Source organism: Variovorax gracilis (genome assembly GCF_030317115.1).
In the GTDB taxonomy this organism is placed as follows: Bacteria; Pseudomonadota; Gammaproteobacteria; order Burkholderiales; family Burkholderiaceae_C; genus Variovorax; species Variovorax gracilis.
The window spans coordinates 78,192-93,088 of sequence record NZ_JASZYF010000024.1 but is presented as its reverse complement, the minus strand read 5'-3'; the positions used below and the strand labels follow the sequence as shown (position 1 = coordinate 93,088).

General features: G+C 66.1%; 17 protein-coding genes. 7 read left to right on the top strand and 10 right to left on the bottom strand.

Annotated elements, in window-relative coordinates; genetic code table 11:
- From QTH97_RS28815 to QTH97_RS28805, 3 genes are all read right to left on the bottom strand, one after another.
- On the bottom strand, nucleotides 1-134 hold a 134-nt coding region (locus tag QTH97_RS28815), incomplete at its 3' end, for an SDR family NAD(P)-dependent oxidoreductase (RefSeq protein ID WP_286571993.1).
- 22 nt (nucleotides 135-156) lie between these two features.
- Complete coding sequence (locus QTH97_RS28810) at nucleotides 157-825, bottom strand: alpha/beta hydrolase family protein (RefSeq protein ID WP_286571985.1); 669 nt, start codon at nucleotides 823-825, stop codon at nucleotides 157-159.
- Between the two features lie 22 nt (nucleotides 826-847).
- Nucleotides 848-1,234 carry a DUF1090 domain-containing protein gene (locus QTH97_RS28805; protein ID WP_286571984.1) on the bottom strand — a complete coding sequence of 129 codons (387 nt, stop codon included), beginning with the start codon at nucleotides 1,232-1,234 and terminating at the stop codon, nucleotides 848-850.
- Nucleotides 1,235-1,305: 71 nt separating this feature from the next.
- Here QTH97_RS28805 and QTH97_RS28800 point away from each other — a divergent pair, with 71 nt between their 5' ends.
- Together QTH97_RS28800 and QTH97_RS28795 are read left to right on the top strand one after the other, a co-directional pair.
- Complete coding sequence (locus tag QTH97_RS28800; protein ID WP_286571983.1) at nucleotides 1,306-2,244, top strand: hypothetical protein; 939 nt, start codon at nucleotides 1,306-1,308, stop codon at nucleotides 2,242-2,244.
- 60 nt (nucleotides 2,245-2,304) lie between these two features.
- Nucleotides 2,305-3,162, top strand: coding sequence for an aldo/keto reductase (locus tag QTH97_RS28795; protein ID WP_286571980.1), 858 nt, complete (start codon nucleotides 2,305-2,307; stop codon nucleotides 3,160-3,162).
- Between the two features lie 129 nt (nucleotides 3,163-3,291).
- Here the strand turns inward: QTH97_RS28795 and QTH97_RS28790 are convergent, their stop codons facing one another.
- Nucleotides 3,292-4,776, bottom strand: a complete 1,485-nt coding sequence (locus tag QTH97_RS28790) for a nucleobase:cation symporter-2 family protein (protein ID WP_286571978.1) — start codon at nucleotides 4,774-4,776, stop codon at nucleotides 3,292-3,294.
- A 190-nt stretch (nucleotides 4,777-4,966) separates the two neighbouring features.
- The gene (locus tag QTH97_RS28785; RefSeq protein WP_286571976.1) at nucleotides 4,967-5,212 is read right to left on the bottom strand and encodes a hypothetical protein; all 246 of its coding nucleotides are present in this window, start codon (nucleotides 5,210-5,212) and stop codon (nucleotides 4,967-4,969) included.
- 200 nt (nucleotides 5,213-5,412) lie between these two features.
- Here QTH97_RS28785 and QTH97_RS28780 point away from each other — a divergent pair, with 200 nt between their 5' ends.
- From QTH97_RS28780 to QTH97_RS28765, 4 genes are all read left to right on the top strand, one after another.
- Entirely contained in the window at nucleotides 5,413-7,473 is a 2,061-nt protein-coding gene (locus QTH97_RS28780; protein WP_286571975.1) for an AsmA family protein, read from the top strand.
- A gap of 75 nt (nucleotides 7,474-7,548) precedes the next feature.
- A complete protein-coding gene (locus QTH97_RS28775; protein ID WP_286571973.1) occupies nucleotides 7,549-7,857 on the top strand; it encodes a hypothetical protein in 309 nt (102 codons plus the stop codon).
- Nucleotides 7,858-7,937: 80 nt separating this feature from the next.
- Nucleotides 7,938-8,186: a hypothetical protein gene (locus QTH97_RS28770; RefSeq protein ID WP_286571972.1), complete on the top strand. Its 249-nt coding sequence runs from the start codon at nucleotides 7,938-7,940 to the stop codon at nucleotides 8,184-8,186.
- A 29-nt stretch (nucleotides 8,187-8,215) separates the two neighbouring features.
- The gene (locus QTH97_RS28765; RefSeq protein WP_286571970.1) at nucleotides 8,216-8,413 is read left to right on the top strand and encodes a hypothetical protein; all 198 of its coding nucleotides are present in this window, start codon (nucleotides 8,216-8,218) and stop codon (nucleotides 8,411-8,413) included.
- Between the two features lie 34 nt (nucleotides 8,414-8,447).
- Here the strand turns inward: QTH97_RS28765 and QTH97_RS28760 are convergent, their stop codons facing one another.
- From QTH97_RS28760 to QTH97_RS28740, 5 genes are all read right to left on the bottom strand, one after another.
- Nucleotides 8,448-9,374 carry a universal stress protein gene (locus QTH97_RS28760; protein WP_286571967.1) on the bottom strand — a complete coding sequence of 309 codons (927 nt, stop codon included), beginning with the start codon at nucleotides 9,372-9,374 and terminating at the stop codon, nucleotides 8,448-8,450.
- Between the two features lie 436 nt (nucleotides 9,375-9,810).
- A complete protein-coding gene (locus QTH97_RS28755; protein WP_286571965.1) occupies nucleotides 9,811-11,037 on the bottom strand; it encodes a M20 family metallopeptidase in 1,227 nt (408 codons plus the stop codon).
- Complete coding sequence (gene uraD / locus QTH97_RS28750) at nucleotides 11,034-12,812, bottom strand: 2-oxo-4-hydroxy-4-carboxy-5-ureidoimidazoline decarboxylase (RefSeq protein WP_286571963.1); 1,779 nt, start codon at nucleotides 12,810-12,812, stop codon at nucleotides 11,034-11,036. The genes QTH97_RS28755 and uraD overlap by 4 nt, the downstream gene beginning before the upstream one ends.
- A 1-nt stretch (nucleotide 12,813) precedes the next feature.
- Nucleotides 12,814-13,764 (bottom strand): allantoinase PuuE, encoded by a 951-nt coding sequence (gene puuE / locus QTH97_RS28745; RefSeq protein ID WP_286571961.1) that lies wholly within the window; start codon nucleotides 13,762-13,764, stop codon nucleotides 12,814-12,816.
- A 6-nt stretch (nucleotides 13,765-13,770) separates the two neighbouring features.
- Nucleotides 13,771-14,445: a GntR family transcriptional regulator gene (locus QTH97_RS28740; RefSeq protein WP_286571959.1), complete on the bottom strand. Its 675-nt coding sequence runs from the start codon at nucleotides 14,443-14,445 to the stop codon at nucleotides 13,771-13,773.
- Between the two features lie 74 nt (nucleotides 14,446-14,519).
- Between QTH97_RS28740 and uraH the strand changes: the two genes are divergently transcribed.
- Entirely contained in the window at nucleotides 14,520-14,882 is a 363-nt protein-coding gene (gene uraH, locus QTH97_RS28735) for a hydroxyisourate hydrolase (RefSeq protein WP_286571957.1), read from the top strand.
- The last annotated feature ends 15 nt before the right edge of the window (nucleotides 14,883-14,897 follow it).

The following is a 14,897-nucleotide window of genomic DNA, read 5'->3' as shown; positions in this document are numbered from 1 at the left end:
CGCGCGTTGAGGATCACGCGGGCGCCGGCGCCGGCCAGCCCGCGCGCCAGCGCGAAGCCGATGCCCGCGCTGGAACCGGTGATGAGCGCAGTGCGCCCGGTGAGGTCGAAGTTCTTGAGGACGGATTGCAACAGGATCTCCAGCAGTGAAACAGGTTCAGGAAGAACGACCGGCCGCCCATCGGGCCACGCCGTCGAGGATCTCGGTCAGCACCTCGTCATCATCGCGCCCCGAGCGCTTGAGGACGTGGAAGGAATGGTCGGCATGCTCGATCACCATGAGCGTGGCGCGCGGGCCCAACTGCGCGACGACCGGGCGAAGGTGGTCCAGGTCCGCCAGCTTGTCCTGCGTGCCCTGGACGAAGAGCATCGGAACCTGCACCTTGGAAAGATGGTCGGCGCGCGAGGTCGCGGGCACGCCGGCAGGATGCAGGGGAAAGCCCAGGAACACCAGGCCCTCGACCTGCGGCAGCGGCTCGATCGCCTGCGTCTGCGAGCTCATGCGGGCGCCGAATGATTTGCCGCCCGCCAGCAGGGGCAACTGCCCGAACATCTGCGCCGCGTACGCCACCGCGGCACGAACCGCGGCGTGCGCCGTGGGCGGGAGGTCCGGCCGCTTCTTGCCGAGCTCCATGTAGGGGAACTGGTAGCGCAAGGTGGCGATGTTGCGTTCAGCCAGGCCGTCCGCGACGGCGGTCATGAACGGATGCTCCATGCCGGCGCCGGCCCCATGGGCGAACACAAAGCAGCCGCCTGGATTCGGCGGCGCCTGCACGATGCCCGAGACGCTCAGGTCGTCGTTGATTCGGATCGAGACTTTCTGCATGTCGGGTCCAGTGTCGTGGGGATCAGTTGAGCCGGGCTTCCTTCAGGCGCTGGAGTTCCGCCTGCTCCTCGTCGAGTTTGCTCTTGCGGCGCTCGATCTTCTGGGCGCTGCCGCTGCGTTCGGCTTCCTTCAACTCGCGTTCTCTCGCAGCAACTTTCTTCTCCTGCTGTGCGATGCGGCGCTGATGCTCGGCCTGCAGCTTCTCGTCGCTGCAGTTGCGGTTGACTTCCTTCAGCGCGCGTTCGAGCCCGCGAACGCGCTGCTTCTGTCCTTTGGCCTTGGCTTCGTCGAGGTCGCGGCTGATGGCCTCGTGCTTGGCGCGGCAGGTTCCGCCCGGCGCAGCTTGCGCAGCGGCCCCAAAGGACGATGAGGCAAGTGCTGCTGCCAACAGGTAGGTCGAAATGTTCATGAACGCTCCGTGTGCTGGGTGCCGAGCCTCCATCATCAATAATGGAAGTTCTGTAACAAGGAGTTTCACACGTGACTTTGAGGATCTCTTTCACCGGCGCCGCCATGGCGGCCGCAGTGACTGTCTTGCTCGCCGGCTGTGCCGCACAGCGCGCGCCTTCCGAGGCCGCCGCGCCCGCCGCTGCCGCGCCCGCTCCTGCTGCCCCTGCTGCGGATGACGCCAGTGCCCGCAAGGTGCCCGCCGGGATGACCTACGGGGAAATCACCCAGACCGTCAGCGAGGATGCAACCAAGGCCAAGAAGGCGCTTGTCGGCAAGACCGTGGCGTTGAACCTGACGAAGTCTTCGACAAAGGGCCTTCCGGCGGGGCTGTACGAAGTCCAGGCGGATGACGACACCTACTTCCGCTGCAAGACCTCGGCCGGGGGATTCAAGGGCGGCGAAGTCACGGCGAAGGTCAGCAACTACACCTTCACGCAGAAGACCAACCGGTCCGTCGTGGAACTCGATCGCTGCGCGGTGACGGTGGCCCAAGCGAGCGCTCCGGCGGTCGCGGCAGCGCCAGCAGCGGCTGCAGCACCCGCGCCTGCAGCAGCCCCCGCACCTGCGCCTGCCACTGCAAAGGGCGGCGCCAAGCCCGGCATGGACAGCCAGGGCAACGTGATCGACTCCACCAAGGTCGAATCGGGCAGTGGCCGCACCGTCAAGGGCATGAACGACTACGAAGGCGAGATCACCGGCAACCCGGCCAAGAACTCGAAGTTCACGCAACTGCAGATCGGCATGCCCTGGAAGCAGGTCGTGGACCTTGCGGGCGAACCGACGGACAGCGGCGCCTACATGACGGGCAAGGCCTGGATCCCGTTCTACTTCGGCGGCGATCGCCACCGCCTGGAAATGACCTACAAGGGACAGGGCCGCCTGATCTTCGCGGGCGGCAGCTTGGGCAACGTGTCCGGCGGCAACCTGATCTGGATCATCCACAACCCGAACGAAACCGGCTACCGCTGACCGGCGCGCTAGCATCCTTGTCCGGCAGGCGACCCGGCCTGTCCAGTACAAGGATGCGTGATGCGATATCTCGATCTTCCCGGCGGATCGTCGATCCCTTCGCTGGGCCTCGGCACCTGGCGCATGGGTGAAGCCGCTGGCCACCGCAAGGCCGAAGTGAGCGCGGTGCGCGCCGCCATCGACATGGGCTACCGCCTCATCGACACCGCCGAGATGTACGGAGAGGGCGGCGCCGAGGAACTCGTCGGTCAGGCCGTGGCCGATGCCATTCGTGCCGGCGACGTCCGGCGCGAAGACCTCTTCATCGTCAGCAAGGTCTACCCCCACAACGCAAGCCGCAAGGGAACGTCCGCCGCGTGCGCGCGAAGCCTTGCGCGCCTGGGCCTCGACCGGATCGATCTCTATCTCCTGCACTGGCGAGGCGAGCACCCCTTGGCCGAGACATGCGACGCCCTGCGCACGCTGGCCGCACAGGGCCGCATCCGCCACTGGGGCGTCAGCAACTTCGACACCGACGACATGGAAGAGCTCGCCGACGCCGGCGGCGACGCAGCGGACTGTGCCGTGAACCAGGTCTACTTCTCGGCTGGCGAACGCGGCGCCGAGTTCAGCCTGTTGCCCTGGCTGCGCAAGAGAGGAATGCCGATGATGGCCTACAGCCCGATCGATCAGGGCTCGCTCGCGACGGACGCCGGCCTCCTGAAGATCGCGCAGCGGCTCGACGTCACTGCCGCGCAAGTCGCTCTCGCATGGGTGCTGTCGCGACCAACCGTCGTCGCCATACCCAAGGCAGTGCGCGAAGCCCACTTGCGCGAAAACCTGGCAGCTGCGGACCTGGAATTGAGCGCAGCCGACCTGGCAGAAATCGACAGCTTGCATCCGCCCCCGCGCCGCAAGAGTCCCCTGGCAATGATCTGAGCATCCAAGGCCGGCAAAGCCGGATCCCCTGGTGAGACACCGCGGAACCGGCTCCGCCGGTCCGCCGGTGTGGCCCCCGGCTGGGGTGGGCGGCTACGCGAAACGAGCAAGCCCGGGGACAAGCAACGGTTAGTGCGCTTCAGCCTGCTTGGCCGCAGCGATGATCGCGGTCTCGTCGTGCTTCGCCCCGTTGAGGAACAGGTTCAGCAGGACCGCGCTGATCGACGCCAGGAGGATGCCCGACTCCACCAGCGAGTGGATCGCATGCGGCATCCACTGCTTGAAGTTGGGCGCGATCAGCGGAATCATGCCGATGCCGATCGACACCGCGACGATCATTGCGTTGTGGCGGTTGCCCTTGAAGTCCACGCCGGAGAGGATCCGGATGCCCGTGGCCGCCACCATTCCGAACATCACCAGGCCCGCGCCGCCCAGCACCACTGTGGGCAGCGATTCGACCAGCGCCGCCATCTTGGGCAACAAGCCGAGCACGATGAGGATGACGCCACCGGCCACGCACACGAAGCGGCTCTTGATGCCCGTCACGGCCACGAGCCCCACGTTCTGCGAGAAGCTGGTGTAGGGGAAGGTGTTGAACACGCCGCCGATCAGCGTGCCGAGGCCATCGGTGCGCAGGCCGCGGGCCAGGTCCTGCTGCGTGATCTTGCGGTCGGTCATCTCGCCGAGGGCGAGGAACATGCCGGTCGATTCGATCATCACCACGATCATGATCAACGACATCGTGAGGATCAGGATCGGGTCGAACTGCGGCATGCCGAAGTGGAAGGGCATCACCACGTCGAACCACTCGGCCCTGCCGACCTTCTCGAAGGTCATGAAGCCGAAGAGCGTGGCGACGACTGCGCCGATGACGATGCCCAGCAGCACGGAGATGTTGGCGATGAAGCCCTTGGCGTACTTCACGATCACCAGGATCGACACCAGCACCAGCGCGGCGATGCCGAGGCCGCCGAGATCGGCGTACTTGGGGTTGGGCACCGAGGGCACGATCGACAGTCCCTTGGGCAAGGGCGGCACCGAGGAACCCGGCGAGGTCACGTCGGCCAGCCACTTCGCATAGACCGGGTCGACCAGTGCCGGCGCGGTGGGGCCGACCGGGTTGCCGAAGATCCAGTTGATGCCCACGCGCATCAGGCTGATTCCGATCACCGCGATGATCGTGCCCGTGACCACCGGCGGAAAGAAGCGCAGCATGCGCGACACCATCGGAGCGATCAGTATCGAGATGATGCCGGCGCCGATGATGGCGCCGAACAGCAGTTGCGCACCCGCCTGTCCCGGGTTGGCGTTGGCGATCGCGACCATCGGTGCGACGGAAGCGAAGGTGACGCCCATCATGACCGGCAGCTTGATGCCGAACCATTGCGTGGCGCCGAGCGCCTGGATCAGGGTCGCGACACCGCAGCAGAACAGGTCGGCCGAGATGAGCAGCGCGACTTCCTGCGGACTGAGCTTGAGCGCGCGGCCGACGATCAGCGGCACGGCGACCGCGCCGGCGTACATCACCAGCACGTGCTGCAGGCCGAGGGCCGTGAGCTTGCCTGCAGGCAGGCGCTGGTCGACCGGGTGGATGGAAGGCGAGGCAGCCGTCATTGCGTGATCTCCTGGCAGCGGGAAGATGGGGATGATGGGACGGAAGGTGTCGTGTGACAACCGTCCACCGTTCTGTACGCCAAACTGTATACACATCAGGCGCGGCGCTGTATAGCGGAAAACCCGGGTTGGGCGCCCAACGAAAAAAGCCCCCGAAGGGGCTTTTGAAGGTGTGGCCGGGAACGCTGGATCAGGCGGCGTGTGCGGTCTTCGTGCTCTTCTTGTGAGCCACGTGCACCTTGCCCGACTTGTGGGCGACCTTGTGCGTCGTGGTCTTGTGGGCCTTGCTGTGCTTGGCTGCGGGCTTGGCTGCCTTGGCCTTGGACTTGGTCACGACGGGCGCTGGGCTCACGGGATCGGCGGGAGCCTGGGCGAAGGACGAACCAGCTGCAAATGCGAAGGCGGCTGCGAGAAGAGCAAGAAGAGTGCGTTTCATGAAATGGTCGAAGTGAAGGTTGGGAGAAGAAGGAAGGAGCGGCCAGCCCGAACTGAATCGGGTCTGGTCAAGTTGTGCAACGCGGCACTTCGCGGGCGGATGACAGGGTTCGGAGGGATCGCGCGATGGCCGGGCAAATTTCATGCGACCGCTGGCTACTCCGGGTGTCGCGTTGTCGCGCCCGGCACCACAATGCCCCGATGAAGGCACGCGCAGGCCCGTCCGGTGAAGTTGCAAGGCCTGTGGGCGGCGGCGCGGGGCGCCGTGGGTGGCGCATCGCCGGCATCGTTCTGGCGGTGGTCGTCCTCTTGTTCGCGGCAGCCGTTGTCGCCGTGCGGCGGGCCTATCCGCCGGAGCGACTGGCCGCCTTGCTTTCCGAACAGGTCACGGCCACGACGGGACGCGCCTTTCGCATCGACGGCGACCTGTCGATCCATCTGCTGCCGACCATCGCCGTGAAGGCGAACGACATCGTGCTCGGCAATGTGGAGTGGGGATCGCAGCCAGACATGATCCGGCTCAAGCAGGCCGCGTTCGAGGTGTCGCTGCGGGACCTGCTCGACGGACGGATCCGCATCCTGAGCGTCGAGATGGACGATGCGGACGTGCTGCTCGAATCGGACGGCGCCAGGCAATTCAACTGGCATCTGGCCCCGCGCCAGCGGGAGGGCGGCACGCGCGGGCAGGGGATCGCCGTCGGGCGGATTTCGGTGTCCAACGCACGCATCACCTACCGGGACGGCGGGAAAGGCGTGGTGGATACGGTCACCGTCGACGCGCTCGACCTGCGACCGCAGGGCGAGCGGCAAGCCTTGAGCGCGACGTTCACGGTCGGCTCCAGGCAATGGAAGGCCGAAGGAGAGATCGGCCACATCGGAGAACTGCAGGCGGGCAAGGGGGAATGGCCGTTCGACCTTCGATTCGCCACGGATGGCACCGCCTTCTCGGCGGCGGGCAACATGGGGACGGGTCCGCGCGCGGGGCTCCTGGAGGCCAAGCTGTCGGCTCGCCTCGACACGGCGGCAGCGCTTTCCGGGTTTTCCGCCGCCGCCGGGCTGCCGATGCCTGTCGAGGCCAGCGCGACGCTGGTGCGCGCTGCGGACGAATGGCGTGCGGAGTCGATGCAACTGTCGCTGGGCGGGCAATTGCTGACTGGGCGAGTCAGCTTCCACGCGGGAGCGTCCTCGCGCCTCGACGCGGACCTCTCGTCCGCCGCAATCGATCTCGCCAAGTGGCACATCGGCAAGGGCGTGACCAAGTCCCCGACGGCACCGTCCGCGCATCGGACGCAGTTCTTCGGCGATACGCCATTGGCGTTCGATGCGCTGCCGCCATTCCCGATGCAGGTCGCCTTGAAGGTGGACCGCTTCGACATGCCCGGCACGCCAACGCTGTCTGCGCTCAGCCTGCGGTGGGCGTCGGAGCCGGGGGGGTTGATCATCGAGCCGCTGTCCTTTGCCGCCGCGGGTGGCGAAATCCGGGGGCGCTTGAGCGTCGCCCTGCCAAAGAACGCGCCTCCGCGAACCGACGTGCTGATGAACGCCAAGTCGCTCTCCGTCGAAGCGCTGGATGCGCAGTGGGGCGGCGGAAAGCACTTCAAGGGCGGTCGCGCGAACCTCGACCTGAAGCTGGCCATGACGGGGCACACGCCGCGAAGCCTTGCCGCGTCATCGACCGGCGACGTGCAGCTGACGATGCGGGACGTCACGCTGACGGGCAAGGCGGCTGCGCTCGATCGCGACATCGTGGCGCGCCTGCTCGAAATGCTGGTGCCGAAGCAAGGGCGACCGGACCTGGTCGTGCAGTGCGGTGTCGCACACCTGCCGTTGCGCAACGGCGTGGCCTTGATCGACCGGTCGATCGCCATGGAGACTTCGCAGCTTGCCGTGACGGCCAGCGGCGAACTGAATCTGGCGAAGCAGACGATCGAGCTGGCGTTTCGACCGAGGGTCAAGAAGGGACTGGACCTCAACCCGGCCAGCCTGGTTCAGCTCATGCTGGTAAAGGGGCCGCTCGAAAAGCCCGAGTTGAGCATCGATCCGAAGGGCACCGTGCGCCAGGCCGCGAACTATGGCGTGGCGGCGGCGACCGGAGGGCTGTCACTGCTGGCGCCCGCCTTGCTGGGCGGCGGAGCCGAGTTCGGAGGGTGTGATTCTGCGGCCAAGGCGAGCAGCCACAGCGGCAAGCCGCAGGCGCCGACCGCGAGCCGCGGCTTGAAGTTGCCGCGGCCTTTCTCGGGCGTCAGGCAGGCCATGCCTTGACGAAAATACAAAAAGTAAGTCGAAAGTGGTTGAAATATCTTGTTACCCCGCGTTCGAATAGGCACAATGTATTACATGGAATCTCAGAACTTTTCCAAGCCGCATTGGTCGCCCTCCGGCCTGCTGGGCCTCCTGCGATCCACCCTGCAATCCGTCGAGGAGGCGCCTGCGTCCCGGGAGAGCACTGCGCGCCCGGGTCGCCTGAGTAACGCCGAACTGGCGGAAGTGGCCAACGAGTGGCGCCATCGCACGTCGTATGGCGACTTGGGCGCCGAGTCCGTCGCGCAGGCCCTCGAACTCGTGGCGACGCATCGTTCCCAGGACAAGCAGAAGCGCATCCAGGCCATGGGCAAGAGACTGTCCGAACTCATGGGCCTGAATTGAGCTGTCCGTTTTCCGCCCGGGTCCGGCAGCGATTGGGTAGAGTCCCGCGAACACCATTCCTTGGAAATTCTTCGACCCCTATGAAGACCCAGATCGAAGCAATCAACGAAGGCTACGACGTCGACTTGTCAGGCCCCGGCCGGCCCATGGGCGCACGCGGCAAATATCCGGAGTTCGAAGTGATTCCGCTGCTCACGGACATGGAGGCGGAGCTTCTCAACACGTTGAGCCTCATCCGCAAGCTGCTGGCGGAGGGCACGCCGACCAAGGATGCGCAGGACGGCGTGGTCCTGGCGATCGACGGACTGCTCTCCGTCGCCCGTTCCTGACGCAGCGACATTCTTTCCAGGGGACGACGATGAACACCTATCAGACGGCCAGCCAGGCGACGGGCGTGGCGCGCACTCTCAGCAAGAGCGCGGCCTGCACGATCGTCGTATACCAGGCGGGAGCCGGCAAGTACGTGACCGCTCGGCCCACCGACGCGGTGCGCGGGCTCGTGATCGGCGTCTACCGCAATGGCTATTTGATGCCGAGCGGCCAGCGCGCAGGCTGAGCCCCGGCGACCGCTCCAGAAAGGCGAGTGCCGTTCAGGCCGGCCCTCCCTTGAGTCGGCGGAACCCCCCTTTGGCATCGCGTTGCTCCGCCTCCATTCGTTGTACGGCGGCCACACGCGTCGAAGTCTGGGCATCGTGCGGCACGATCAGCACGTCGCTCGTCGCCCAGCAAAGCACCCGCTGCGCCACGCTGCCCAGCAGGAACTCCATGAGCGGCGGTCGTCGCCACTTTCCGACCACCAACAGGTCCGCCCCCACGTACTCCTGCTGGATCGCGGCCTGCCGGGCGGGATCGCCGTGGCTCACCTTGGACATCACGCGGTTGCGCCTGGCGTCGAAGGAATCGGTCAGACCCAGGATGCGGTTGCGCGCATAGCGCAGGCATTCCTGCCGGTAGGCCTTGACGGCTTGCGCAGAGGCCTCGGCGCAGCGCAGCTTGGCTTCGTTGAGCGTGCTGATGGCATGGAACAGTTCGACCTCGGCATCGGCGTCTAGCACGCAGGCAAGCCTGACCAGGTTCCTGGACTCCGGCGTGAAGTCCACGGCCACCAGAATGCGGCCATAGCGCTTCTTCGGGACGAGCTTGGTCACGAGGACCGGGCACCGGCACAGTCGCGTCAGGCGCTCCGCGGCCTGGCCCCGGAGCAATGTCACGAGGGCAGATTCGCGCTGGTAGCCGAGCACGAGAAGGTCGGCGCAGGCGGCCTCTTCGGCGACGTGCTGCAGCGTGTTGGCGGTTTGATTCGCCGTTCGCACCGTGATCGCCAGGCGCGCGCTCAGGGCCCTGGCGGTGTGCGCGAGGCGGCATGCGCCGTCCGCCGGTGGCGCGTCGCCGTTCGCGGGCGCGAACATGAGCTTCATCGTGGCACCGTGCTCCACGGCGAGCTGCGCCGCGCGCTCCACGCCGCGGTCGGCCTGCTCCGAAAAGTCGGTGATGGCCAGGATCGAGCGGATGTTCATGGCGCTACCTCAGGTAGTCGCCGTCGGCTTCGGGCGAGCATCCGCTCGCCGAGGATCGTTGCATGCATTGGACGCACTCCAGTCGAATGCGGCCTTCCCGTACAGACGGGCAACGGCCGCTACCGCGCGAGGCTGATGCCCGGCGGTCGATGGGTTTGCGCTGATGAAAGAGAAGGGAGCGGACCGCCGGGCTTAGGAATGTGCTGGCGTCGTCTGCAGACCCGCCATCGCCACCGAAAACTGCGCGCGCACGCCGACCACCGCCAAGGGCAGGGGTGCGTATGCAGCGAGTTGCGGGAAGAGGGCCGGGGTGTTCATCGGCGTGGAGTGTACTGACCCACCGCAGTGCGCTCAAGCAATGGCCTCAGGCATCTTGCCGATATGAGGAATGCGGCGCACGCCCGGGACGCCAAGGTCGGCCCCGGGCGGAGAGTCATCAGCCCAACAGGTCGCTGAGCGTTCGCGCGACGACCTTGGTTGCGCGCCGCAGATCTTCCAGGACCACGCGCTCGTCATTGCGTTTGGCGTGCGATTCGAGCACCGTGCGCGGCCCTGCGCCGTAGATCACCCCTGGGATGCCAGCTTCGCCGTAGAGACGCACGTCGGTGTAGAGCGGCGTGCCCATGGCCTTGATCGGCTCGCCGAAGATCGCCTCGCCATGCTTCTGGATCGCATCGACCAGCGGCTTGTTGCCGGGCAGCGGCTTCATCGAGTTGGCCAGCAGCATGCGCTTGATCTCGACCGTGATGCCGGGCATCTGGGCCGCCGCTTCCCCGATGACCTGGCGGATGTCGGCTTCGACCTCGACCGGGTTTTCTTCCGGGATCATGCGGCGGTCGAGCTTGAAGACGACCTTGCCGGGGACCACATTGGTGTTGGTGCCGCCTTCGATGCGCCCCACGTTGAGGTAGGGGTGCGTGATGCCCTCGACCTTGGATGTGTGCTGCTGGTACAGCGTGTTCTGCGCATACAACGCATTCAGGATGTGGACCGCGCCCTGCAGCGCATCGATGCCAGTGGTCGGGATGGCGGCATGCGCCATCTTCCCGTTCACGGTGACTTCCATCTGCAGGCACCCGTTGTGGGCCGTGACCACTTCATAGCTGAAGCCGGCGGCGATCATCAGATCCGGCTTGGTCAGGCCCTGCTTGAGCAGCCAGCCCGGGCCCAGGATGCCGCCGAACTCCTCGTCGTAGGTGAAGTGCAGTTCGACGCTGCCCTGGCTGGGCTTGGCGACCGCTTCGAGTGCGCGCAGCGCGAAGGTGAAGCTGGCGAAGTCGCTCTTGCTCACCGCGGCCGCCCGGCCATAGAGGCTGCCGTTGTCGATCTCGCCGCCATAGGGGTCATGCGCCCAGCCATCGCCGGGCGGCACCACGTCGCCGTGTGCGTTGAGCGCCACGGTGCGGCCGCCGTTGCCGTACTTGCGACGCACGATCAGGTTGGTGATGGATTCGAGGCCATAGTCCTTTACCTCCTGGGCGGGCACCGGGTGCTTCTCGGCCTCGAAGCCGAAGGTCTGGAGCAGCTCGGCCGTGCGCTCGGCGTGCGGCGCGTTGTTGCCGGGCGGCGTGTCGGTCGGCACGCGCACCATTTCCTGCAGGAAGCGCACTTCCTCGTCGAAGTGGGCGTCGATCCAGGCGTCGAGTTGGTTGTAGTCGGTCATGTCAGTTGCTCGGTGGCGAGATTGTCGAGAAGGAGCTGGAAGGCTTGCACCGCCAGTTGCATGTCGTCGTTGGTGCTCGATTCGAGCGGGTTGTGGCTGATGCCCGAATTGATGCCGCGCACGAAGAGCATTGCCTGCGGCATGACCTCGTGCAGCTTCATCGCGTCGTGGCCGGCACCGCTGGGCATGCGGAAGAGCGGCACGCCGAGCGTGTCGACGGCCTTCTCCCAGCGCTGCTGCCATTCGGGTGCGCTGGGCGCGGCGGCGGCGCGCATGGTTTCCTCCAGCGTGTAGCGAACGCCGCGGCGCTCGCAGATTTTCTCGAGCGCGTCCACGACATCGGTGGCGAGTGCATCGCGCTGCCCGTTGTTCGGCGCACGCAGGTCCAGGCTGAACTTGCAGCGGCCCGGCACCACGTTGATGGAGCCGCTCGGCACTTCGAGCATGCCGACGGTGGCGACGGAATCGCCATCCTTCGCGGCGCGCTGTTCGGCGAACAGGATCAGCTCCGCCACGGCCGCGGCGGCATCGCGGCGGCGGTTCATCGGCGTGGTGCCGGCGTGGCTCGCCATGCCGATCACTTCGCCCACGTAGCGCACGCTGCCGTTGATGGAGGTGACGATGCCGAGCGGGAGATCCAGTTCGGTCAGGACCGGGCCCTGCTCGATGTGCACTTCGACGAAGCCAAGGTACTTCGACGGGTCGCGCTGCACCTTCGGGATGTCCTCTTCCTGCAGGCCGGCGTGTTGCCGCGCTTCGCGCATGGTGATGCCGTCCGCGTCTTTCTGGTCGAGCCACGTCGGGTCGAAGTGCCCGATCAGCGCGCCCGATCCGAGGAAGGTGGCCTTGTAGCGCTGGCCTTCCTCCTCGGCGAAGCCCACGACTTCGAAACCGAAGGGCAGGCGCCGGTTCTGCCGCTTGAGTTCGCGCACGCAGGCCATCGGCACGAAGATGCCGAGACGGCCGTCGTACTTGCCACCGTTGCGCACGGTGTCGTAGTGCGAGCCGGTCAGCAAGGCCTTGGCGCCGGGCGTCGCACCTTCATAGCGGCCGACCACGTTGCCGACAGCGTCGATGTGCACGGTGTCGAAGCCGGCCTCGCGCATGTCCTGCGCGATCTGCTGGGCACAGGCGCGGTGCGCATCCGTGAGGTAGGTGACGGTGAGCTGGCCCTTCTCGGCATAGCCCGGATCGGTGTGTACCGACAGTTTCTCCTGCCAGTCCCACACGTGGTTGCCCAGCAACGGCTCGGCGCTGAACTTGTCGTCCAGCCGGATCTCCGCGATGCGATGGATGTTGCGCAGCGCCTCGCCGAGTTCGAAGTCCGGGTGATGGTGCAGCCGGCGCTCGAAGGTCTCGATGATCTCGCGCTTGGCCAGCCCCGTGCCGCGCGGACCGCGCACCGCGAGGATGAACGGAAAGCCGAACTTGGCGTTGTAGTCGGCGTTGAGCTTCTGGATCTTCGCGAACTCTTCGGGCGTGCAGTCGGTGAGGCCCGCCTTGCTCTGCTCGTTCGTCGATTCGGCCGTGAGGTTCTTGCTCACCATGGCCTTGCCCGCGAGTTCAGGGTGGGCGCGGATCAGGCCGAGTTGCTCATCGGTCGACGCGCTGGTCACGACCTGCACCAGGGCGTGCTTCAAATGCGGCAGCGAGCGGAAGGGACGTTGCGCCAGCGCGCGCTTCGCGATCCACGGCGAGTGTTCGTACACGCCGTCGAGCAGTGCGACGGCTTCGTCGGCCGAGGCCGCGTTGAGTTGGTCGATGGTCAAGGCCATGTCAGTCTCCATTCTTGGCGGCGTACGGATGGGTCGCCTTCCAGTGCTGCGCGATGTCGAGCCGGCGGCAGACCCAGACGCGATCGTGCGCGGCGATGTGATCGAGAAAGCGCTGCAGCGCGGTGATGCGCCCTGGGCGTCCCAGCAGGCGGCAGTGCATGCCGATGCTCATCATCTTCGGCGCCTCGTCGCCTTCGGCGTAGAGGGCGTCGAAGGTGTCCTTCATGTACTGGAAGAAGGGGTCGGCGTGCGAATAGCCCTGCGGCAGCGCGAAGCGCATGTCGTTGCAGTCGAGCGTGTAGGGCACGATCAATTGCGGCACGACCTCGCCGTCGGTCTTCTGCACCTTCATCCAGAAGGGCAGATCGTCGCCGTAGTAGTCGCTGTCGTATTCGAAGCCGCCGTAGTCCGCCACCAGCCGGCGCGTGCGCGGGCTGTCGCGGCCTGTGTACCAGCCAAGCGCGCGCTCGCCGGTGAGCTTTTCGATGGCCTCCATGCCGAGCCGCATGTGCTCGCGCTCGATGGCCTCGTCGATGCCCTGGTAGTGGATCCAGCGCCAGCCGTGGCAGGCGATCTCGTGACCCAGTTCCTTGAACGCAACCGCCAGCTCGGGATAGCGCTCGAGCGCCATGCCGACGCCGAACACCGTAAGCGGCAGGTTGCGCTTCTCGAATTCGCGCAGGATGCGCCAGACGCCCGCGCGCGAGCCGTATTCGTAGATCCCTTCCATGCTGATGTGCCGGTCGGGAAAGCTCGCGGGATTGAACATCTCGGAGAGGAACTGCTCCGAGCCGGCGTCGCCGTGGAGCACGCAGTTCTCGCCGCCTTCCTCGTAGTTCAGCACGAACTGCACCGCGATGCGCGCGCGGCCAGGCCACTGCGCATGCGGCGGATTGCGGCCGTAACCCACGAGATCGCGCGGATAGGGCAGGGTGGAGTCGTAGATGCTCATGGATGCTCAGGCCAGTGCGAGGCTGATGTCATGGGTGGGAACCTTGCGGTCGAAGGTGAGGTTGGCCTCGACGTGCTCGAGGTGCTCGGTCATGAGGCGCACGGCACGCTCCTCGTCCTTGGCGGCCAGCGCCTTCACGATGTCGGCGTGCTCGTCGTTCGAGTGCTCGGCGGCGGTGGCGCTCTGGTACATCAGCGTGATGAGGGCGCAGCGAGAGATCAGCTCGCCGAGGATCTGCGCCAGCACCGCGTTGCCCATGAGCTCGGCCATGCGCACGTGGAAGTCGCCGAGCAGTTCGGTACGGCCTGAGATGTCTTCGCCGGAAACGGCGGCCTTCTCGAGCGCCACGTGTTCCTTGAGTGCCTTGATCTTGGACGGCGTCACGCTGCGCACGAAGGCGCGCGTCATCTCGGCCTCCAGCATGCGGCGCACCGCGAACACCTGCTTGGCTTCGTCGACCGCCGGAGCCGCCACAAAGGCACCGCGCGCGGGCTCCAGCCGAATCAACTTGTTCTGCGAAAGCTGGAACAGGGCTTGCCGCACCAGGGTGCGCGACACACCGAAGTGGTCCGCCAGTTTTTGCTCGGCCAGCTTGCTGCCCGGCTGAAGCCGGTGTTCCACAATGGCCTTGGTGAGTGCGTCGACGATCGCGCGGGTGGTGGTCGAGTCCATGCTTTTCATGATAGACCCAAAGCCAAGAACTGTATACACTTTTGTCGACCGGAATTTCCCGAATGCACTGAAGGAGCACATCCATGGGCCTGAGCACCCACGTACTGGACACCATGCACGGTAGCCCCGCCGCCGGCATGGAAGTCGCGCTGTTCACCACCGACGGCACCGGCGAGGACGCGCGCGCCACGCTGGTGCGGCGCTTCACGCTGAATGCGGACGGCCGCAGCGATGGGCCGCTGTACGACAACAGCACGCTGAAGGCGGGCACCTACCGCCTGGTGTTCGATGTGGCGGGTTATTTCAAGGCGCGCGGTGTCGCGCTGCCCGAGCCGAATTTCCTGAACCGCGTGGCGCTGGATTTCGGCGTGGCGCACACCGACCAGCACTACCACGTGCCGCTCCTTGTCAGCCCGTGGAGCTATTCCACCTATCGTGGGTCATGAGATGTCGGCTTTCCA